The organism is Alloprevotella sp. (assembly GCF_057240785.1).
Genome location: NZ_DBHHRH010000037.1, coordinates 18800 through 39885, shown reverse-complemented (window position 1 = coordinate 39885; position 21086 = coordinate 18800). Strand labels below are relative to the sequence as shown.

The following is a 21086-nucleotide window of genomic DNA, read 5'->3' as shown; positions in this document are numbered from 1 at the left end:
GCAACAAACAAAAGGATAACGCAATGGAAAAAATCAAAAAGATTGCTTTCGATTTCGGAGGAGTCATCATCCGACAGAACCAACAACAGGCAGTGGAACGCTTCAAGCAAATAGGATTGCTCGATGCGGAGGAGCGACTGGGTGCTTACACGCAGCAGGGCATCTTTGGCGCACTGGAAGAAGGAAAGATTACGGCGGAAGACTTCCGCTGGCAACTGAGTTTGCTCATCGGACGTGCCGTGACCATCGAGGATTGTAGCTACGCTTGGCGAGGCTATTGCGACGGACTCCCGCAGCGCAATCTCGAGGCCTTGCAACGCCTTCGCCGCGGGAGTTATGGCCTTTCTATCCTTTCTAATACGAATCCTTTCATGATGGGTTGGGCCTTGAGCAAGGACTTTGACGGCAACGGAAATTCCCTTGCCGACTATGTGGATGCGCTCTATCTGAGCTATCAGATGAAGGTGATGAAACCGTCGGCCGAAATCTTCCACCGCGTGCTCGAAGCTGAAGACGTACGCCCCGAGGAACTCCTGTTTGTCGATGACTCTTCCCACAACATTTCTGCTGCACAGGAATTGGGAATAGCCACCTTCCAGCCCGTCAATGGCGAGGATTGGACAGAAGAATTATTCCAACTGTTGCGCCTCCCCTAACTTTTTCAGACTTCTCCCTGCAACTATATGGGGCAACCTGCCTATGCAGCAACCTTTTTATTCTTTGCAAAAACAAAATATGAACAAAAAAGAATATCGCCGAAAAAACGAAGAATTTCTCGAAGAAATCCGCAAAGAAGAGGGCATCCACGAATTGCCCCACGGTATCTTGTATCGCATCACTAAGTCGGGCGAAGGAACGCACGATGTCGGGCCGCGCTCCATCGTAACATGCTACTATCGTGGGAGCCTCATCTCTGGCAAGGTGTTTGATGATGCGTGGGAGCGCGGCTATCCTGAGGCCTTCCGCGTGAGTGATCTCATTACGGGCTTCCAGATTGCTCTGCGCGCTATGCATACTGGCGACCGCTGGACGCTCTACATCCCCTACTCTGAGGCTTATGGCACGCGCTCCTCAGGAGATATTCCTGGCTGCTCTACGCTCATCTTCGATTTGGAACTTATAAGTGTTTCTTAAAACCTATAGAATATGTATCAGCTTATTGTAAAACGCATCTATGCGCCGGTTGAACTAACAGATGGTTATCGCATCCTGACCGACAAACTTTGGCCACGTGGCATGGCAAAAGAAAAAGCTGCCATCGACTATTGGGGCAAAGAGATTTCGCCTACCACGAGTTTGCGCCAATGGTTCAATCATCAGCCGGAACGCTTCCCAGACTTCACGGAACAATATACGGCCGAACTCAATGCTAACCCCGATGCTCCAGCCTTTGTGGAACGCTGCCGCGAGCAACTCCAGCAGCACAACGTCACGCTCCTCTATGGTGCTAAAGACGAGCAACACAACCACGCCCTTGTCCTGCGCGACTGGCTGAAAAAGCAGCTATAAAAAAGAAAAAGGAAGTTCTCGGAACTGGTCGGACTAATCTGACCAGTCCAACTAATAAGCAAAGCCCCCTCCAGTTCTCTTTGCGGGAATACTGGAAGGGGCTTTTTGTTGATTCTTTTGAATGATTCCTATCTTAGAACGCCTTAAATCCTTGAGCTTTCAATTCAAACTCTTGTCCATCGCGTGCCACAAGCTGTGGGCCTAAGGCTTCGCGCGTGATAGCTCCGATAACGGCCACATCCTCCATCGCCGCCACTTTCTCATGGTCGGTGAGCGGCACAGTGAAAAGCAGTTCGTAGTCCTCGCCTCCGTTGAGCGCGCAGGTCGTCACATTCAGATTGAGTTCTTCTGCCGTCACGGCCGTTTGATAGTCGAGCGGGATGCGCTCTTCATAGACGCGGCAGCCGCAATGGCTCGCACGGCAGATGTGGAGCAATTCGCTCGACAAGCCGTCGCTGACGTCCATCATGGCCGTTGGGCGAATGCCAGCAGCGCGCAGGCGTTCCACGATGTCGCGACGGGCTTCGGGCTTGAGGAAACGCTCAAGGAGATATTCGCGCCCTGCAAAATCGGGTTGCGCGGCTTCGGCATCCTGCGCGGGGCGACTTTCAAAAACGCGCTTCTCCCGCTCCATCAGTTGGAGTCCCATGTAGGCCGCTCCGAGATTACCGCTCACGCAAATGAGGTCGTTCTCTTTTGCGCCACTGCGATAAACAAGGTCTTCGGCCGATGCTTCACCGATACACGTCAAACTGAGAGCCAAGCCAGTCATACTGCTACAAGTGTCGCCGCCAACGAGATCCACCTGATGACGCTCGCAGGCCAAACGCAGACCTTCATATATTTCCTCGACATTTTCCACAGAGAATCGGCGTCCCAAGGCCATCGACACCACGAGCTGTCGGGGCGTTCCGTTCATGGCATACACATCGGAGAAATTCACTTGCGCAGCTTTGTAGCCAAGATGCTTCAGCGGTGTGTAAACAAGGTCGAAGTGGATGCCCTCCATGAGCATATCGCTCGTCACAAGCACTTGTTTGTCGGGATAAGAAAGCACAGCGCAATCATCGCCTACGCCTTTAATGGTCGAAGCATTTTTATTCTCGAACTTATCCGTCAGATGATGAATCAACCCAAACTCTCCCAGTTCTGAAATCTGTGTCATGATGATATATAAAAGATAAAAACCCCCTTCCGAAGTAGGCCTACGATGGGCCACACAGGAAGGGGACTTATGATGTTAGAAATAATAACCCAGACCAACACGAACGCCGGCCGTACTGTTATCGCCGAAGTGGCTCAAACTCATCTTGTAATAAACAGCTGGCTCAATGGTGAGGTAGTGATTGAGGAAGAACGTATAGCCCACCTCTGCTGGAATGTAAAGGTCAGTGCTTCCTTTGGTATGATGTGACAGTTCGGCACCAGCTCCAAGGAAGAGACCATTCTGCGTAATGTTGTAGCGAAGACCTGCACCAACGAAGATATCATCAACGGCTTTCGTGTGCTGATAACCTGCATCAGCATGGACCATCCAGCGGTCGGCAATATAATAACCTGCATCCAACTGGAGTCCGAAGCGGAAACGATCGGCCTTACTATAAGAAAAACCTAAGTTGGACAGAGAGGCATTCACGTACTTAGTACCCTCACGGAACTGTGCATTCGCGCTAACAGCAACGAAAAGCACGAAGAGGAAAGAAATAATCTTTTTCATGTAATTTCTATTTTAATAAACGCGAAGATACAGTTTTTTCGTAAAAAAAGGGCGTTGATAAGAGAAAAAAGGGGGTACATACCTATTCTCCGAGCAATATAACGCTGTCCGTTTCCTTCTCTTAGGGAGAAAAGAAGACCTACGAAAAGAATATAATACACCTCTAATTTTGTCAATAATTCACATATTCTATACCCCTGAGAATCGCGCGAAATCCAACTTCGACAAATTGTTTGAAAATATTGCAAGGAGAAACGTTTGACTTCCTTATGGGAGTGCATCAGTTGGAAAACGAAAGCTGAGATTTTACCAATAAGTCCTACTTCCCTCTATACTTCCCATCCGTTTCTGACAAGGAAAATCAGAAACACGATAAGAAACTGTGCAGATTTCCTTATTGTGTCAGCCAGCACAATAAGGATGTCGGCCAACGCGCCTATAGTATTGGCCGAGGCAATAAGGAAAACGATGAAAAGGTAGGCACTTGCTTTTCTATTTCAGCAAGAGAGGATGTAAAAGAAAAGGACGGTTAATAGCTCTTATAAGATACTGCTCAAACAAACCCAAAGCGCACGCAGTTCAAAACTGCCCCATCGTGCGCCGGAGGTTGATTTCCACGCAGGGATGCACTTTGCCCGCTTGCTGCATCATGTCGACACCGAGCGGCCCTCGATAGTCCGCTCCGAGGATTGGAGGAAGGTGCTGCTGAAGGCTTTGGCGCACTGCTGCGAGCACATCGGGCGAAACGCACAAAAGTTCGGGCGAAAGGTTTGACAGATATTGCCCCGAAGGAGTGGTCTGGAAAACATTGAGACCTTCGTAGTGGAGTTGCCCCTCTCGGTAAGAAAATTCCATCGCAAAATCTTGTTCATGCGCATAAAAAGGTTCTACTTCAACGCCACCTTGCTCGCGCAAAATCCGACGAACGCGCCCTTGCTGGGCTTCGGTGAGCAGGCCATTAACTCTAAACACGCCGCGCCCACTACAGCTCCACGGCGATTTCAATATGACATCTCCCCAGCATTGCGACGCGCACTCCACAGCTTCAAAGGAGGTGCAAAACTGCGCTTTACCGAAACTTTCTGCCACATCGGTGCGAAGTAAGGGCAAGAGCGTAACAACAGTTTGCCGCGAACTGAGTTGACGAATCCGCTGTATTTGTTCTTCCGAAGGCAATAGGCGTTCGGGGGCACCTGCTCGCACCAACTGATGACGAAGTAAAGGGTCCCAGCCCCAAGGCTGAATCTCCGTGATAGCCTCCCAATCCACGGTATCGCCAGGAGTCCAACAAACATCATCTTCTTTAGCCCATGGAAACCGCTGTCCCGCAAAGCGTTCAGCCTGCAAGCGCGCGGCTTTCGAAGGATAATAATAAGGCGAATTAGAAGCCAAAGCTTCGTCGTGAGAAGGATTAAATATGAGGAGTTTCATAGAGAAAGGCAAGCATAATTAGGGTGTTTTCCAACGCAAAAAGTATCAGTCAGAAAAGACAATATAAGGAGAAAAAAACAAGTATACACAACACCGCAGAAACGCCTATGCAAGCAACGAAAATCTCTGCCTTGCCACACCATAGATAGCGAAACGACATCAATAAAATTAGGAAAATATTTTACAGACTCTTTCATTTTGTAAAATGAATGCGAAAAAGTCTTGCAAAGATAGCACTTTTCAGAAAAAAGTCTTATCTTTGCGGAGAAACATTTATTCAAATTAAGGAGGCTCAATAGAGACCTATTTTATACTATTATGTTATTCAGCAAAGAGACTTACGTTCAGCGCCGCCAGGAACTTCGGAAGCTCGTGGGCGACGGCATCATTCTGCTCTTTGGCAATAATGATGCACCGATGAACTATCCTTCTAACGCCTATAAGTATAGGCAGGATAGCGCGTTCCTCTACTATTTCGCACAGCACCGCGAAGGACTGGTTGGCGTCATGGATGCCGACACGGACTACGAGGTTCTTTGCGGCAACGAGATTGACATCGACGACATTGTGTGGTACGGTAGCGTACAGTCGGTGGGCGACTTGGCGCAGGAAGCAGGTGTTCCCAATCATGCTCCTATGAGCCGCGTGGCCGACATCGTAGACGAAGCCGTCAAACAAGGACGTAAGGTTCATTTCCTCCCGCCCTATCGCTACGACACGCAGATTCAAATCATGGATCTGCTGCATATCCATCCGTCACAACAGCGTGCGGCTGCCTCTCTGCCTCTCATCCAGGCGGTTGTTAAACAACGCAGCAAGAAGACGGCAGAAGAAATCGAAGAGCTCGAACGCGCTGCTGTCATTGGTTATAAAATGCACACAACGGCGATGCGTCTCTGCAAGCCGGGCGTGACGGAGCAATTCATCGGAGGCACTATCGACGGTATCGCTATGGCCTACGGTTCTGTACCTTCGTTCCAGAGCATCGTCACTATGCACGGGGAAATCATGCACGGCAATCCGTCGCCGCGCGCCCTTGAGGCCGGTCGCCTTATGCTTTGCGACGCGGGCGCAGAGACTAACGAGCACTACTGTTCGGACAACACGCGCACCACGCCCATTAGCGGCCGCTTCACGCAGAAACAAAAAGATATTTACCAGATTGTGGTGGACTGCCACGACTTAGCTCTCGATGTGGCCAAGCCTGGTGTTCGCTGGTGGGATGTACACTTCGATGTGTGCCGACTCATGACGAACAGACTGAAAGAGTTAGGCCTAATGAAGGGCGACACTGAAGCCGCTCTCCGTGCAGGAGCTCACGCGCTGTTCTTGCCTCACGGACTGGGCCACATGATGGGCATGGACGTTCACGATATGGAGGGACTGGGCCAGACCTACGTTGGTTTCGACGACGAAACCCGTCCAAATCTCGACCAATTCGGCACTAACTGTCTGCGCATGGGACGCCGCCTCGAAGAAGGCTTTGTTGTCACCGACGAACCGGGCATCTATTTCATCCCAGACCTCATCGACCTGTGGCGCTCTCAGCACACATACGATGATTTCATCAACTTCGACAAGGTTGAGGAGTACAAAGACTTCGGCGGAATACGCATCGAAGACGACGTCTTAGTCACCGCTGATGGTTGCCGCTTCTTAGGAAAGGATCGCATACCTTACCACGTGGACGAAGTGGAGGAATTCCTCGCTAACAGAGACTAAAATTCCACTTATTCTCTCCCATCATGGGACACCTCAATGATGCCGCCTAACCAGTGCGGCATCATCAACATGCACATACAATTAAAATTTATCTTTATATGAACAAAAATCTCCTCCTTGCAGCTATAATGATGCTGCTCCCAGGAACAATGGTCGCTCAAGAAAAGCCAGCAGCGGCCAAGAATGACACGGTACAGTTTACCGTAGTGAAAGCCAACCCCATTACCTCCATCAAGGACCAGAATCAGTCGGGTACTTGCTGGGATTATAGTTCTCTCGGGTTCTTCGAGGCAGAACTTCTCCGTCTTGGTAAGGGCACATACGATTTGTGCGAGAGCTTTGTGGCTTACCATACTTATATGGACCGCGCTGAGAAGGCTATCCGTATGCACGGCGATGTAAGTTTCAGTCAGGGTGGTTCTTTCTACGACGTTCTCTACTGTATGCGTCACTATGGTATTGTTCCTCAAGAAGCAATGCCTTTCCCTGGTAGTCTCTACGGAGATAGCCTCTTCAACTTCAACACGCTCGACGCACAGGCCAGTGCTTACGTTAAGTCCATTGCAAATAGCCAAATGAAGAAGATTCCTCTCACGTGGAAATCTACGCTGAGCAATATCTATGCAAATTATTTCGGTGAACTCCCCAAGACCTTTACTTACAAAGGCAAGAGCTACACACCGGAAAGCTTCCAGAAGAGCCTCGGACTTAACCTCGACGACTACGTAAGTTTGACAAGTTTCACGCACCATCCTTTCTACAGCAAATTCGTTATTGAAGTGCAGGACAACTGGCGCTGGGCAGAGAGCTACAACTTACCTCTGGACGAGTTTATGACTGTGATGGAAAGCGCTGTCCGCAATGGCTACACCTTTGCATGGGGTGCTGACGTCAGCGAAAAGGGCTTCAGCCGCAACGGTATTGCAACAGTTCCCGCAAAGTCTTACAAGAACGACTTGACGGGTTCTGATGCTGCTCGCTGGATGGGTACAAACGGCAAGCAGATGAAAGAAGCTGACAGCAAGGACGAACTGACTATCACACAGCAACTTCGTCAGACTGCTTACGACAATTGGGAAACAACGGACGACCACGGTATGGTTATCTACGGTCTTGCTAAGGATCCCCAAGGTAAGGAATATTTCATGGTGAAGAATAGCTGGGGTGAATACGGCCGCTACAAAGGTATCTTCTACGCAAGCAAACCTTACGTTGCCTACAAGACGATGAACATTCTCATCAACAAAAACGCTATCCCCAAGGACATCCGCAAGAAGCTCGGTATCTAATCTGCCGACACATATATAAGTATATAAGACCACCTCTTTAGGGGTGGTCTTTTTTGTTGGACTGACGAAAAACGAAATTGGGCTGATGGCTGAAAAAAGCAGACAATAAGCCAACAGAATAAAGATGTATACGGATTCGAGAACTTTTGCGAGCAGCAATTAAACTTTTTCCGTAACTTCGCTACATCAAATGTCAAACAAAATAATAACAAATAGAAAAGGCATACTATGATTGATTCCCTTCTGAAGTTTCTCGATGCATCGCCCGTAAACTTTCTGGCGGTGAAGAACATTGCGGCCGAACTCGATAAGGCTGGCTATCGTCATCTCAACCCTGCCGAAGCTCTGGGCAATGTGAAAGCTGGCGATCGCTTCTATGTCACCAAAAACGACTCTTCTATCTACGCATTCCAAATAGGCGTGCGCCCACTGGCAGAAGCTGGCTTCCGCTTGCTTTGTGCCCATTGCGACTCGCCCACGTTCCGCATCAAACCCAATGCTGAAATGACCTGCGAGGGAGGTATCGTAAAACTCAATACAGAGGTCTACGGCGGCCCTATCATGTCTACATGGTTCGATCGTCCGCTGACACTCGCAGGTCGCGTAATCCTGCGCGGCAGCGATGCCCTACATCCCCGAACGCTGCTTATTCACATTCAGCGCCCCTTGCTGCAAATCAGTAATTTGGCCATTCACTTCAACCGACAAGTGAACGACGGCGTGAAACTCTCTCGGCAAAAGGATGTGCTTCCCCTACTCGGCATCATCAGCGACGAACTGGAACGCGGAAATCTCCTTATGAATGTCATCGTGGAGGAACTGAACAAGCAAGAGCACGTGGACCGCAGCGACATCCTCGACTTTGATCTCTACTTGGCCGATACTGCTCCCGCGTGCACCTTCGGAGTTCACAACGAGTTTATCTCTTCTGGCCGTCTGGACGACCTTTCTATGTGCTACGCCGGACTAACGGCACTACTCCACACGCCTGCCACCGACACAACGCAAGTTTTGGCCATCTTCGACAATGAAGAAACAGGCTCACAGACCAAGCAAGGTGCAGGAAGTCCGTTCTTGGCATCGATGCTGAAGCGCATCTGTTTCGCGCAGAGTGGCTCGGAGGAAGCATTCTATCAAGCCATCGAACAAGCATTTATGATTTCGGCCGACAACGCCCATGGTTGGCATCCCAACTACAACGAGAAGTACGACCCAACAAATCACCCACAGTTGGGCGGAGGTCCAGTCATCAAGTTCAACGCAGCCCAGAAATACGCCAGCGATGCCGTCACAGCGGCCGTCTTTGCCCGCATTTGCGAGGAAGCAGGCGTACCTTGCCAGCGTTTTGTGAATCATAGCGATGTGGCAGGCGGTAGCACTTTGGGCAACATCTTAGCCTCTTCGCTCCCTCTCCGTGGTGTCGACATGGGCAATGCTGTTTTAGCCATGCACAGTTGTCGCGAAACGGGCAGCGTGGCAGATCACGAATACTGTGTCAAAGCCTTCGAACGCTTCTTCGAGATGTAGCCACAAGCTAAATAGAAACACCTGCGGCGAGTACAGATATTTCCTCCTTGAGAGCCTTCATAGCTCTCAACGAAAAATATATCTGTACTCGCCGCAAACCATTGTATGATGGTTGTAAGGAGAAAGAAAACCGACCATGGTTTCCTTTCACGGGAGCGATTACTTCACGATGCGATAATAGTTTTCTTTGCGCGGTTTTGCTGGACGCGGTTCTCCATCGGCATAGCCCAAAGAGAGCGCACCTACTCCGATGAGTCCGTCGGGCAAACCGAAACGACGCATCAGAGCCTTGCCCTCATCGGTAGAAAACATCTGCAATTCGCGATTTATCCAGCACGAACCCAAACCCACCGCATGCGCAGCCAGCATCATATTGCCCAAAACGAGAGAGGCATCCTGCACCGCGTTGGGCCATTGCTCTGGATTAGAAGCAAAGACCAGCACGAGTGTCGGAGCATCATAGTAAGGATTTCCCTTTGTGCCCATCACTTCAGCATTCATCCGAATGAGTTGTGCCTTTATCTCCTCATTCTGCACAGCCACTATCCAGGGATCTTGCAGGCCCTTGCCCGTGGCTGCATAAGTACCCGCTTCGAGCACAGCCGTGAGCTCGGCATCGGTGATTTGTTCTGCTTTATACTTCCTTACGCTGCGGCGCTCCTTGAGCGCTTTCAACACTTGATTTTCCATATCCGAAAAATTAAAAGACTGATATATTCTTTGGTTTACAAGCACAAAGTTACGCTTTTCCTCCGTTTGTCCCGCGCTCTGAAGTGGAAAGAAAGTTACAGGAAGCACACAACAGAAGAGGAAAACAATGTATTTTTGCGCAAAACGCACAAAATGGAGAAGCAACGCTGCCCATGGGGCAAAGCCTTAGAGAAAGATTTCTACCAACGCTATCACGATGAAGAATGGGGACTGGCGGTTCACGACGATCGTAAGCACTACGAATATTTAGTGCTGGAATGTATGTCGTGCGGACTGAGCTGGGAATTAGTACTCCGCAAACGCGAAATTCTGCGCTGTTGTTTTGCAGAGTTTGATGCTGCTCGAGTGGCCACTTTCACAGAGGCTGATGTGGAGCGCATCATCCAAACGGAGGGCATGATACGCTCGCCGCGCAAGGTGAGAGCCATGATCAGCAACGCACAGGCCTTTCTGAAAATTCAGCAGGAGTTCGGCAGCTTCGACCATTATATATGGTCGTTCACAAACGGTAAAACTTTTGTTTATCCTTCTCATGCTCATACGCCCGTTACGCGCAACGCCCTCTCCGACCTTGTGGCCAAAGATTTGAAGCAACGCGGTTTCAAATTTGTTGGGACAGTGATCATCTATTCTCACCTTCAAGCCATCGGCATCATCAACGACCATCAGCCCATGTGCTTCCGCTTTGCTGAAGTGTGCCAACACACCGAAATAGAGGTACAGAATCAATAAAGACTACTCTTTTTACCCTCCAAAAAGAGTGAGTAAATATGTTTTATAACATATTAATATAAAAAAACGCATCTTTTTTTTTGTTTTGTTGCAAAAGCGTACGTATGTTTGCAACAGGCAAAGTGACAAAAGGAAACCTTCCTTTGGCATATAAGCCTCATTAAGTCCCTTAAAGGTGAAACTAACACAGTTTTTAACCCAAACTACTTACATTATGGAAAACGAAGTTGTAGCAAAGAGAACAATAGGCGAGCGCCTTTTTGCACTGGCACAAGACTTCGGCAAACTACTGAAGACGAAGAAATTCTGGTGGGAACTGTTCATCATGACGGCCGGAATGTTCGTTGCGTCCATTGCCGTTTATTTCTTTCTCATTCCGAGCAAACTGATTGTGGGTTCCATCACAGGACTCTCGCTGGTGATTGGCAAATTATTTCCCATCCTCTCGGTCGGTAACATTATCTTTGTGATCAACGCCATACTCTTGGTGCTTTCCTTCCTACTCATTGGCAATGAGTTTGGAGCAAAGACGGTCTATACAGCCCTCATTCTGGGCCCCTTCATAGATCTGCTCTCCTGGCTCTTCCCGATGCAAGAATCTCTCTTCTCCACAACCATTGCCGGAACAGGGCAAGTCATCGCCGATCCGTGGTTCGACCTCCTTTGCTTTGTGCTTATCTTGAGTGCCTCTCAAGCCATCCTCTTCAGCATCAATGCCTCAACGGGCGGGTTGGACATTTTGGCAAAAATTGTCAACAAATACATGCACATCAACCTCGGCACAGCGGTCAGCATTGCGGGAGGCGCCATTTGCTGTACGGCATTCCTCATCAACGATGTGGGACTGGTCATTATAGGCCTCTTGGGAACGTGGCTCAACGGCATCATCGTGACCTACTTCATGGGAGAGATGAGTTCCAAAATCCGCGTTTACATCATCACGGATGAATACGAGAAAATCATCAATTTCGTCACAGGCTACATTCATCGTGGTGTGACACTGCAAAGAGTGATTGGGGGCTACAGCAAGAAAGAAAAGATGGAACTCAAAATCATCCTCGATCAAGATGATTATGCGCGGTTGATTGACTTTATGGCCAAGGAAAACATTCAATCTTTCATGGCGGCCGACAAGGTAAGTGCCATCATGGGACTTTGGAACGACAAACGTGCTCAAGCTATGAGCAGAAAGCAGGCTTGCAAAGAAAAATGCCACTGATTCAACAACAGGAATAAACAAACAAGTGTGGCCACAGCTTAAACTTGTCACACAGCAGAAAGAATAAAACAGCTTCCAGAAATAGGGGACTACTGCGTTATCTTAGTTTGGGGCAATCCCCCTCCCTTCTCTAATATCTCAATTACACAAATGCGAACCACCTTCACTATCCTAACATTGCTCCTCGCCTCTTCGCTCTTCGCGCAAGAGGAGAAGCCCATCAGCATGCGCCTCGAAGCCCGCGGTGACTATAAGCGAGAATACGTTGATGGCCAGTACCAAAAAGACCCCTCAGGTTTCAAGGGCGAAATGCTTGATGTGTACCTGCAAGGCAGTATTGGTCAAAAATTTTCTTATAAATACAGACAGCGCCTCAACGGCATCAATCGCGACTACAACTTTTTTGATGCTACGGACTGGCTTTATATGGCGTATTCGCCCAGCGAACGCCTCACGTTTATGGCCGGAAAATGGGTGGTACTAACAGGTTGTTGGGAATTTGATCCCGCTCCAATAGATGTGTACCAGCTCGGGGAGTTCTGCTACCACTTCCCTTGTTACAACTGGGGCGTCAACGCGATAGTTTCCACCAAGAAAGGCAACGACAAGTTCATTGCACAGGTGTGCGAAAGCCCATTCCGCCGACAATACAAGCAAAAGCATGGAGAAGCGGGCGAGATGTACGCCTTCAACCTCGTATGGTATGGCAATCATGGTTTCTACCACAGTTCATCGTCTCTGAACCTAATGGCTTACGCCCCCGGTCGATACATCACCTATCTTTGTTTGGGCAATCGCTTCAATATCGGGCGCCACATCGAATGGGACGTCGACTTCATGAACCGCGCTGCATCGGGTCAACCGGTATTCTTCCGCGACTGTTCCATTATGAGCCGCTTCGCCTATCGCTTTTCGCCGATGGTCAGCGCCTTTGCCAAAGCCAGCTACGATGTGAATCGCACGCACACCGATAAGGATCTCGGCCTGAATCAAGGAACAGAAATCACGCGCGTAGGTGCTGGTGTGGAATTTTTCCCACTCAAGGACGACCGCGTCCGCCTGCACGCCAACTACAGTTATGCTTTCGGACACAACACCACGCCCCATGCCGTGGTACGTCCCAAACAATCGTATTTTGATATTGGACTAACGTGGAGAATGAAAATACTTTAAACACTGATGAGATGAGTGTGAGAATTTTTCGTGTATGAAAAGTTTTCTCGTAGAACTTCTTCGACGATTGACCACTGTGAAGCCCTCAATCCTCGGAGAAGTTTTTCTCTGCTTGCCGAATAGATGAGAGTTTTTCTGAAAGCCACACGTAAAGCAGAACTGGAGATGGAAAAATGCAAACAAACAGGCTGCTTATTGGAAGTAATATCAGTCTTCTCTAAATCAGACTTTACAAAAAACACATCAACGAGAAATTATTCTTATTTTTTTTACTTGCAATTATTCAGATAACCTGCATTCGAAATAACTTTGCAGACAGAATATTTAGGTTATAAGAAATTTCTGATTTATGGAGAAACAAGTGTTCCAAACAGATTCTCGTTCACGGTGGAATCGGTTTAAATGGTCGTTTAGAGTACTGCTTACCCTTGTGGCTATCTTGGTGCTGATATTTGTTACCATGTTTATTTTTGAAGATTCTCCACATCTTCTTTTCCATCATGATTATCGCAGCGTGGTGGCAGCAGACAAACCGCTCTTCAAAAGTAATTCCACAGCTACAGAATACAAATCTTTCCGCGACTACATCACTGATGCCAAGATGCACTCCAATGATGCACGCATCAATTCCCGCCGTCAGCGCTTTGTGGGACATGGAGATTCATTGACGTCTAAATACATGGCGGAATGGACTCGCCCAGAAATCGGAATTCGCGCAGCTTGGTATGTAAACTGGGATAAACGTGCCTTCTCATCTCTCAAAAAGAATCTGCCTCATCTTAATCTCATCATGCCTGAATGGTTCTTTTTAAATCCAAAGACCAATCGCCTCGAAACACAAATCGATACTCGTGCGTTAGCACAGATGCGCAGAACTGGAATTCCTATTATGCCAATGCTGACCAACAACTATGGAGAAAAATTCCGCTCTGATGCCATCATGAAAATCATGCAGACATCCAAGCAGCGCACAGCCCTTATCAACCAGCTCACTAACATCTGCAAGAAAAATAAGTTTGCCGGTATCAACCTCGACTTGGAAGACTTACAGATAACAGACAACACGATTCTCACCAACTTTGTCCGTGAACTCTCTACAACCTTTCATGCCAACGGCCTGTATGTCACGCAAGATGTAGCACCATTCAATGAAGACTATGATATAGTGAATCTTGCTAAATACAATGATTACATTTTCTTAATGGCCTACGACGAACACAACTCAGGAAGTGATGCCGGCCCTATAAGTAGTCAGCGGTGGATAGAAAAAGCCACAGACTGGGCCGCGCGCAATATTCCCAATGACAAACTTATTCTTGGTCTGGCCGCGTACGGCTATGATTGGACACCACAGGATGGAGGACAAACAGTATCTTTCAACCAAGCCATATCAACAGCACTGGATGCCGAAACTCGTGTACACTTCGACAATGACACATACAACCTCGATTTTTCGTACGTTGATAATGCCAATAATGTGCTTCATCGAGTATTCCTGACTGATGCCGCCACCATCTTCAACACGATGCGCTTCGGTACAGAATACGGTCTTGGAGGCTTTGGACTATGGCGTCTGGGAACAGAGGATGACCGCGTGTGGAACTTCTACGGCAAGAATCTCTCCCGCTCAGCCATTGCCAAAACCAATGTGGCTGCCATCATGCAACCCACAGGTAAGGACGATGTCAACTTCGTGGGAGAAGGTGAAGTGCTAAGTGTGGAAACTGAACCACAAGCTGGAAAAGTGGCCATCAGCATGGACAAAAATGCACAACTCATTGCAGAAGAACACTATCTGAAACTCCCATCAAACTATAAGGTAAACAAACTCGGACATGCAAGAGATAAAGAGCTGGTATTGACTTTCGATGATGGCCCGGACAGCCGTTGGACTCCCAGCGTACTCAAAACACTCAAGCAATATCACGTGCCAGGAGCATTCTTTATGGTAGGTCTCCAAATGGAAAAGAACCTGCCGTTGGTGAAGCAAGTGTATGAAAATGGTAACACCATAGGCAATCACACCTTCACCCATCATAACATGGTGGAGAATTCGATACGCAGAACTTACATCGAGCTCAAACTGACTCGTATGCTCATCGAAAGCGTGACGGGGCATAGTACGGTTCTCTTCCGTGCGCCTTACAATGCAGATGCCGACCCAACCGATCACGATGAAATAGAACCCATGATTCTTGCCAGCCGACGTAACTATCTATTCGTGGGCGAATCCATCGACCCCAACGACTGGGAAGAAGGAGTCACTGCAGAACAAATCTATCAGCGTGTTATCAATGATGTTCATCGAGAGGATGGGCATATCATCCTACTCCACGATGCGGGAGGGACAACACGCAAACCCACCATCACAGCATTACCTCGCATCATCAGCCAACTACAGAAAGAAGGCTACCACTTCATCTCGCTCGAACAATACTTAGGTATGTCGCGTCAAGAGCTGATGCCCCCCATCCCGAAAGGAAAGGCCTATTATGCCATGCAAGCCAACCTTTCTTTAGCCGAACTGATATATTCCTGTGGCGACTTCCTCACCGCACTCTTCATTGTGTTTCTAGTGTTGGGCTTCTTACGTCTCGTCTTTATGTACATACTCATGTTGCGCGAGAAACGCAGTGAGCGACGGCGCTCCTACCCGGAACTGTCCACAGCCAATGCTCCACGTGTAAGCATCATTGTCCCTGCTTACAATGAAGAAGTCAATATTCTCCGGACTATCAGTAACCTCTTGGAACAGGACTATCCTGTTTTCGACATCATCTTTGTGGATGATGGTAGCAAAGACAATACATTAAAGAACGTTCAGGAAAAGTTTAGTGATACGCCAGCTGTTCACATCCTCACACATCCCAACGGAGGAAAAGCATCAGCACTGAATTTTGGCATCTCGCATACCGATGCAGATTACGTAGTCTGTATTGATGCCGACACTCAGTTGCGCAAAGATGCCATTAGCAAACTCATACGCCACTTCTTCAGTGATCATTCTCACCGCATTGGAGCCGTTGCCGGCAATGTGAAGGTGGGAAACGTCCGCAATATGCTCACCTATTGGCAGAACATAGAATACACCACCAGCCAAAACTTCGACCGCATGGCATATTCTAACATCAATGCCATCACAGTGGTTCCTGGTGCCATCGGAGCTTTCCGCCGAGAAGCTATTCTTCATGCTGGAGGCTTCACCACCGACACGCTGGCTGAAGATTGCGATCTGACAATGCGTATCATTGAGAAAGGCTACGTCATAGAGAACGAAAATGATGCAGTGGCACTGACAGAAGCACCGGAACGCCTCAACCAATTTGTCAAACAGCGAGTGCGTTGGAGTTTCGGAGTAATGCAAACATTCTGGAAACATCGCAAAGCTCTTTTCAATAGTAAATACAAAGGCTTCGGATTATGGGCCATGCCCAATATGTTGATATTCCAATACATCATACCCACCTTTTCGCCCATTGCCGACCTGCTGATGTTGGCTGGACTCTTCACGGGCAATGCGGCTCAGATTGCTTTCTACTATTTGATCTTCTTGCTTGTCGATGCCAGTGTCAGCATCGTTGCTTTCTGCTTTGAAGGAGAAAACCTCTGGCAGCTACTTTGGATCATTCCTCAGCGATTCTTCTACCGCTGGATTATGTATTGGGTTCTCTTCAAGAGTTATCTCCGCGCCATTAAGGGAGAGTTGCAATCCTGGGGAGTACTCAAGAGAACCGGACATGTGGGCAACAGATAAAGACGGGATAAAGACGAGTATGCAAGGATTGGAAAAAATAAAAAATATTGTATTTTTGTATTCCATACTTGTAATACAATTTTACTATGACTCAACAAGGAACAAATGAAGCCTTCAAGGTTGTCCACCAATCTTTCGACACACGCGAAGCCATTGATGAGGCCAAACGATGCCTCCACTGCAAAGTGCCACTGTGCCGAAAAGGCTGCCCGATAAACAACAACATACCAGAGTTTATCCACCAACTCTCGAAAGGGAACATTGGCGACGCCATGGCCATTATCAACGAAACATCGGACCTTCCCGCCATCTGCGGCCGCGTTTGTCCTCACGAAAAACAATGCCAAGGCAGTTGCGTTCTCAATAAGAAAGGAAACCCCATACAGATTGGGCGACTCGAATCCTTTATTGCCGATTTCGACACGAAGATGCAGTTCAACCGCGAACGTATCGTGCAGAAAAGTCGCGGTAAGATAGCCGTGATCGGTTCAGGCCCTGCCGGTCTGACGGTTGCGGGCAATCTGGCGCGCAAAGGCTTCTCTGTGACGATTTATGAAGGACAGAAAGATTTAGGAGGCGTGCTGATGTTCGGCATCCCCGAGTATCGCTTACCCAAAACCGTTGTGAGAGCGGAGATAGAAAAGATAGAGGAGCTGGGCGTAAACTTCATCACCAACACCATGGTGGGAGAAAACGGTCTGACCGTTGATTCGCTCTTCACGCAAGGCTTCGACGCCATCTTCATGGGAACAGGCACGTCCGTCCCTATCGACATGAACGATGTGAAAGGTGCGCGCCTGCGCGGAGTGAACCAAGCCACCTATCTGCTCCACCAAGTGAACGCTTTCAACGAGGGAGCTATCAGTGCGCGCAACGTACCCGTCAAAGCAGGAGAGCGCGTGGGCGTTATCGGAGGAGGAAATGTGGCTATGGATGCTGCTCGCACTGCCATCCGCCTTGGAGCTGACGTTACGATTATCTACCGCCGCACCGATGCCGAGATGCCGGCCATTCGAGCCGAGTACGAAGAGGCTTTGAAAGAGGGAGTGAAATTTTGGTGGAAGTCCACCGCCACAGAGTTTATCGAAGGACGCCGCGGCCGCCTGGGAAGCGTGCGCATCCACAGCGAAGAAGGCGACCGCATTGAACCGTTCGACCGCATCTTCTTAGCCATTGGTTCGCGCCCCTCGAGCCGAATTGTGGCAACTACCGACGGCATCGAAACAGATGAGAAGGGCTATGTCAAAATTGTAGAACGCCCCTATGGCATGACCACTCGCCGCGGCGTTTTCGCAGGAGGCGATGTAGTGCATCGCCCACAAACCGTAGTGCTGGCAATGAAAGCTGCTCAGGAAGTGGCTTTAGGCATCGAAGAATATGTGAACGCTGTTAAGTTGCTCGAAGAAATTGAGCAAGGAAGCAAATAAAAATTCCGCTCCAGACCTCCTCTCCATCAAGAGAAAGAGTGGAGCGAAAAGTCAAGATACACCTATCTAACAATATAAATAGGAGGATAAAGAATGGAAACGAATAACACCACGATGGACACCTTCCTCTTGGAAATACCCAAGTCTGATAGTTCACTACTAAAGTCACTCGTTAAACGAATGGGCTGGAAAGTGAAGGCTACAACAAAGCCTACTCCCTACGAACAAGCACTTGACGAGAAAGAGTACGGATGCGTTAATGAGTATGATTCCCCTGAAGAACTGTTCTCCAAAATGGGAATCTGATGGCATACCGACTCTTTACCACACATCAGTTTGAGAAAGACCTCAAACGATGCAAGAAACGAGGGCTACCAATGGAGAAACTGAAAGAGATTATCAGAGAGTTGGTGGCAAGCGGAAGAGTGCCCGATAAGTTCAAACCTCACTTGCTCCACGGTAATAGAGACGGTCAATGGGAATGTCATATACAGCCCGACTGGCTACTGATCTGGGAACAGAACGATAAAGAACTTACCCTTCTCATGCTGAACACAGGAACACACGCCGATTTGTTCGGCAAAACTAAAAGATAACGCCAAGTGCATACCCACTTGGCGTTTTTTATGCCTTTCTTTTCCATGATTTATAGACATCTGCAAACAGGCATATCGCTCCTGTCGGAAATTCCAAAGACTGCACAAATGCTTCTCTCTTTTCCAACAAGCGCGAGGAGCGTTAAAGGAGCAAAGAAAAAACTTTTATTGATTGCTCACACTGAGTTTTATCATCGAGAAAAAGACAAAGGGCATATCAGAATCATGATATACCCTTTTACTATAATCCTTTTCTCCAACAAGCCCCTACTTGGTTGAAGCTCCGCATAGGGCGACTTGTTCGAGTTCTTGAGAGCTTAACTCTTCAGTGCGCGCATGGCGTTGAGCACAGCCAAGACCATGACGCCAACATCGGCGAAGACGGCCATCCACATTGTGGCAATGCCGAAAGCAGCAAGGAAAAGCACCAGCACTTTCACACCTATAGCAAACCACGCATTTTGCATGGCGATGCCCACGGTACGCCGCGCAAGCGCGATAGCCAGTGCCACCTTGGAAGGTTTATCGTCCATGATAACAACATCGGCGGCTTCGATAGCAGCATCTGAACCCAGACCGCCCATAGCCATGCCCACATCGGCACGAGCCAGCACCGGTGCGTCATTCATGCCGTCTCCCACAAAAATCAAGCTCTGTCCGTCGGCTTTCGCTTCCAACAACGCTTCCACCCTTTCCACTTTTTCAGCAGGCAGGAGTTCCGTATGGACTTCATCAAGTCCGAGTTGTTTAGCTACATCCTCGCCCACTTCCCGACGGTCGCCCGTCAGCATCACCGTACGGCGCACACCAGCAGCTTTGAGAGCTGCAACAGCTTCGCGAGCATCACTCTTCATTTCATCGGAGATAACGATATGCCCGAAGTATTCGCCATCAACTGCCACATGGACAATCGTTCCCACCAATTCACAGGGGTGGAAACGAACCTGGAGTTGCTCCATCATCTTCGTATTGCCCACACAAACCGTCTTACCATTGACAACGGCACGCACGCCCTGTCCGCTCACCTCTTCCACTTGCTCCACAGTGCAACCGTCCTGCTCGTGACTATAAGCCTCGCGCAGCGAAACTGCAATAGGATGCGTTGAGAAACGCTCCACATGAGCGGCAAAATGCAGGAGTTGTTCTTCATCACACTGCTCGGGATGAATTGCCGTCACCTTAAACACACCGCGCGTCAGCGTGCCCGTTTTGTCAAACACCACGGTATCAACTTTAGAAAGGGCATCCATGTAGTTAGAACCTTTGATGAGAATACCGCGACGGGAAGCACCGCCGATGCCGCCAAAGAAAGTGAGCGGGATAGAGATGACGAGGGCGCAGGGACAGGACACCACAAGGAACGTCAAAGCGCGATTGAGCCACACGGGGAATGCCGTGGCGAAATTCTCAGCAAAAAGCGGCGGCAGCAAAGCCAGCGCGATGGCTACATAAACCACGATGGGCGTATAGACTTTTGCGAAGCGCGCTATGAAGGTTTCGCTCTTCGATTTATGCTCGCCAGCGTTCTCCACAAGGTCGATAATCTTCGATGCCGTGGATTCGCCAAAAGTTTTCTCAACGCGCACTTTCAACACGCCCGTCAGATTAACAGAACCAGAGATGATGCTGTCACCGGGATGAGCCATGCGGGGCACGCTCTCCCCTGTCAGCGCAACGGTGTCAAGAGTAGTCTCCCCTTCCAGTATGCAACCGTCCATGGGCACTCGCTCACCAGGGCGCACCTCTATGATTTCGCCCACGCCAACGGTTGTCGGCTCAACGGTTTGCACTCCTCCCTCGCGCTCCACATGAGCCACATCGGGACGAATATCCATCAGTTCGGCAATCGACTTACGGCTCCTATCTTCAGCATAATGTTCGAAGAGTTCACCCACCTGAAAGAAAAGCATCACAAAGACCGCTTCGGGAAACTCAGTGGCAGCTCCAGGCAAAAAACCAATGAAAAGCGCACCGAGAGTAGCGATGCTCATGAGTAGGTCCTCATTGAACGGTTCGCGCTCCATGATGCCCTCGAGCGCTTCTCCCAGCACATCATAGCCTGCAACGAGGTAAGGCACGAGAAAAATTAGCAACTGCTGCCACACGGGCAGTTCGAGATTATGGACAATAAGAACGGCCACCACTAACAGCAAGGCCGCAACGATGATCCTAAAAAGTTTGTTGTGTGAATGCATAAGACGCTACCTTTTATTTGTTCTGCTTGCAAAGGTAGGAATAAGTTCTTGCAACTCGGTTGCAAAGTTGATGAGCAGCTCCCG

18 protein-coding genes are annotated in these 21086 nt (G+C 48.9%); 13 read left to right on the top strand and 5 right to left on the bottom strand.

Annotated elements, in window-relative coordinates:
- The first annotated feature begins 23 nt into the window (after positions 1–23).
- From ACO4R2_RS08545 to ACO4R2_RS08535, 3 genes are read left to right on the top strand one after another with little or no spacing between them, the layout of a single operon-like run.
- Entirely contained in the window at positions 24–656 is a 633-nt protein-coding gene (locus tag ACO4R2_RS08545; RefSeq protein ID WP_484769889.1) for an HAD family hydrolase, read from the top strand.
- Between the two features lie 43 nt (positions 657–699).
- A complete protein-coding gene (gene bamJ, locus ACO4R2_RS08540; protein ID WP_484769888.1) occupies positions 700–1134 on the top strand; it encodes a BamJ family beta-barrel-assembly machinery protein in 435 nt (144 codons plus the stop codon).
- 12 nt (positions 1135–1146) lie between these two features.
- Positions 1147–1509, top strand: coding sequence for a DUF488 domain-containing protein (locus ACO4R2_RS08535; RefSeq protein WP_484769887.1), 363 nt, complete (start codon positions 1147–1149; stop codon positions 1507–1509).
- A gap of 133 nt (positions 1510–1642) precedes the next feature.
- On the opposite strand, the gene thiL is transcribed toward ACO4R2_RS08535, so the two are convergent.
- From thiL to ACO4R2_RS08520, 3 genes are all read right to left on the bottom strand, one after another.
- Positions 1643–2674, bottom strand: coding sequence for a thiamine-phosphate kinase (gene thiL, locus ACO4R2_RS08530; protein ID WP_484769886.1), 1032 nt, complete (start codon positions 2672–2674; stop codon positions 1643–1645).
- A gap of 75 nt (positions 2675–2749) precedes the next feature.
- Positions 2750–3226: an outer membrane beta-barrel protein gene (locus ACO4R2_RS08525; protein ID WP_311489573.1), complete on the bottom strand. Its 477-nt coding sequence runs from the start codon at positions 3224–3226 to the stop codon at positions 2750–2752.
- A gap of 579 nt (positions 3227–3805) precedes the next feature.
- Positions 3806–4657, bottom strand: a complete 852-nt coding sequence (locus tag ACO4R2_RS08520; protein ID WP_484769885.1) for a hypothetical protein — start codon at positions 4655–4657, stop codon at positions 3806–3808.
- A gap of 318 nt (positions 4658–4975) precedes the next feature.
- Between ACO4R2_RS08520 and ACO4R2_RS08515 the strand changes: the two genes are divergently transcribed.
- The 3 genes from ACO4R2_RS08515 (at position 4976) to ACO4R2_RS08505 (ending at position 9195) form a co-directional block, all read left to right on the top strand.
- On the top strand, positions 4976–6379 hold the full coding sequence (locus ACO4R2_RS08515; protein WP_347719005.1) for an aminopeptidase P family protein: 1404 nt from the start codon (positions 4976–4978) through the stop codon (positions 6377–6379).
- Between the two features lie 98 nt (positions 6380–6477).
- Positions 6478–7668, top strand: coding sequence for a C1 family peptidase (locus ACO4R2_RS08510; protein WP_484769884.1), 1191 nt, complete (start codon positions 6478–6480; stop codon positions 7666–7668).
- A gap of 228 nt (positions 7669–7896) precedes the next feature.
- Complete coding sequence (locus ACO4R2_RS08505; protein ID WP_484769883.1) at positions 7897–9195, top strand: M18 family aminopeptidase; 1299 nt, start codon at positions 7897–7899, stop codon at positions 9193–9195.
- A 159-nt stretch (positions 9196–9354) separates the two neighbouring features.
- On the opposite strand, the gene ACO4R2_RS08500 is transcribed toward ACO4R2_RS08505, so the two are convergent.
- Positions 9355–9885 (bottom strand): nitroreductase family protein, encoded by a 531-nt coding sequence (locus tag ACO4R2_RS08500; protein ID WP_484769882.1) that lies wholly within the window; start codon positions 9883–9885, stop codon positions 9355–9357.
- 153 nt (positions 9886–10038) lie between these two features.
- On the opposite strand from ACO4R2_RS08500, the gene ACO4R2_RS08495 reads away from it, so the two are divergent.
- From ACO4R2_RS08495 to ACO4R2_RS08465, 7 genes are all read left to right on the top strand, one after another.
- Positions 10039–10638, top strand: coding sequence for a DNA-3-methyladenine glycosylase I (locus ACO4R2_RS08495; RefSeq protein ID WP_484769881.1), 600 nt, complete (start codon positions 10039–10041; stop codon positions 10636–10638).
- A gap of 214 nt (positions 10639–10852) precedes the next feature.
- Positions 10853–11857, top strand: coding sequence for a YitT family protein (locus ACO4R2_RS08490; RefSeq protein WP_311489567.1), 1005 nt, complete (start codon positions 10853–10855; stop codon positions 11855–11857).
- A gap of 150 nt (positions 11858–12007) precedes the next feature.
- Positions 12008–13030, top strand: coding sequence for a porin (locus ACO4R2_RS08485; protein WP_484769880.1), 1023 nt, complete (start codon positions 12008–12010; stop codon positions 13028–13030).
- A 349-nt stretch (positions 13031–13379) separates the two neighbouring features.
- Positions 13380–16784: a trifunctional glycoside hydrolase family 18/polysaccharide deacetylase/glycosyltransferase family 2 protein gene (locus tag ACO4R2_RS08480; protein WP_484769879.1), complete on the top strand. Its 3405-nt coding sequence runs from the start codon at positions 13380–13382 to the stop codon at positions 16782–16784.
- Between the two features lie 86 nt (positions 16785–16870).
- Positions 16871–18211 carry an NAD(P)-dependent oxidoreductase gene (locus ACO4R2_RS08475; RefSeq protein ID WP_484769878.1) on the top strand — a complete coding sequence of 447 codons (1341 nt, stop codon included), beginning with the start codon at positions 16871–16873 and terminating at the stop codon, positions 18209–18211.
- Between the two features lie 93 nt (positions 18212–18304).
- Positions 18305–18517 (top strand): hypothetical protein, encoded by a 213-nt coding sequence (locus ACO4R2_RS08470; protein ID WP_484769877.1) that lies wholly within the window; start codon positions 18305–18307, stop codon positions 18515–18517.
- Positions 18517–18807, top strand: a complete 291-nt coding sequence (locus tag ACO4R2_RS08465; protein WP_484769876.1) for a type II toxin-antitoxin system YafQ family toxin — start codon at positions 18517–18519, stop codon at positions 18805–18807. The genes ACO4R2_RS08470 and ACO4R2_RS08465 overlap by 1 nt, the downstream gene beginning before the upstream one ends.
- Before the next feature lie 317 nt (positions 18808–19124).
- Here ACO4R2_RS08465 and ACO4R2_RS08460 read toward each other — a convergent pair whose 3' ends face one another.
- On the bottom strand, positions 19125–21002 hold the full coding sequence (locus ACO4R2_RS08460) for a heavy metal translocating P-type ATPase (RefSeq protein WP_484769875.1): 1878 nt from the start codon (positions 21000–21002) through the stop codon (positions 19125–19127).
- Positions 21003–21086 lie beyond the last annotated feature (84 nt).

What these genes read in the sequence shown, in the direction of transcription:
- ACO4R2_RS08520 (WP_484769885.1), bottom strand. Translation starts at nt 4,657, where the DNA reads ATGAAACTCCTCATATTTAATCCTTCTCACGACGAAGCTTTGGCTTCT.
- ACO4R2_RS08505 (WP_484769883.1), top strand. Translation starts at nt 7,897, where the DNA reads ATGATTGATTCCCTTCTGAAGTTTCTCGATGCATCGCCCGTAAACTTT.
- ACO4R2_RS08465 (WP_484769876.1), top strand. Translation starts at nt 18,517, where the DNA reads ATGGCATACCGACTCTTTACCACACATCAGTTTGAGAAAGACCTCAAA.
- ACO4R2_RS08470 (WP_484769877.1), top strand. Translation starts at nt 18,305, where the DNA reads ATGGAAACGAATAACACCACGATGGACACCTTCCTCTTGGAAATACCC.
- bamJ (WP_484769888.1), top strand. Translation starts at nt 700, where the DNA reads ATGCAGCAACCTTTTTATTCTTTGCAAAAACAAAATATGAACAAAAAA.
- ACO4R2_RS08495 (WP_484769881.1), top strand. Translation starts at nt 10,039, where the DNA reads ATGGAGAAGCAACGCTGCCCATGGGGCAAAGCCTTAGAGAAAGATTTC.
- ACO4R2_RS08525 (WP_311489573.1), bottom strand. Translation starts at nt 3,226, where the DNA reads ATGAAAAAGATTATTTCTTTCCTCTTCGTGCTTTTCGTTGCTGTTAGC.
- ACO4R2_RS08515 (WP_347719005.1), top strand. Translation starts at nt 4,976, where the DNA reads ATGTTATTCAGCAAAGAGACTTACGTTCAGCGCCGCCAGGAACTTCGG.
- ACO4R2_RS08535 (WP_484769887.1), top strand. Translation starts at nt 1,147, where the DNA reads ATGTATCAGCTTATTGTAAAACGCATCTATGCGCCGGTTGAACTAACA.
- ACO4R2_RS08460 (WP_484769875.1), bottom strand. Translation starts at nt 21,002, where the DNA reads ATGCATTCACACAACAAACTTTTTAGGATCATCGTTGCGGCCTTGCTG.
- ACO4R2_RS08485 (WP_484769880.1), top strand. Translation starts at nt 12,008, where the DNA reads ATGCGAACCACCTTCACTATCCTAACATTGCTCCTCGCCTCTTCGCTC.
- ACO4R2_RS08475 (WP_484769878.1), top strand. Translation starts at nt 16,871, where the DNA reads ATGACTCAACAAGGAACAAATGAAGCCTTCAAGGTTGTCCACCAATCT.
- ACO4R2_RS08545 (WP_484769889.1), top strand. Translation starts at nt 24, where the DNA reads ATGGAAAAAATCAAAAAGATTGCTTTCGATTTCGGAGGAGTCATCATC.
- ACO4R2_RS08490 (WP_311489567.1), top strand. Translation starts at nt 10,853, where the DNA reads ATGGAAAACGAAGTTGTAGCAAAGAGAACAATAGGCGAGCGCCTTTTT.
- thiL (WP_484769886.1), bottom strand. Translation starts at nt 2,674, where the DNA reads ATGACACAGATTTCAGAACTGGGAGAGTTTGGGTTGATTCATCATCTG.
- ACO4R2_RS08510 (WP_484769884.1), top strand. Translation starts at nt 6,478, where the DNA reads ATGAACAAAAATCTCCTCCTTGCAGCTATAATGATGCTGCTCCCAGGA.
- ACO4R2_RS08500 (WP_484769882.1), bottom strand. Translation starts at nt 9,885, where the DNA reads ATGGAAAATCAAGTGTTGAAAGCGCTCAAGGAGCGCCGCAGCGTAAGG.
- ACO4R2_RS08480 (WP_484769879.1), top strand. Translation starts at nt 13,380, where the DNA reads ATGGAGAAACAAGTGTTCCAAACAGATTCTCGTTCACGGTGGAATCGG.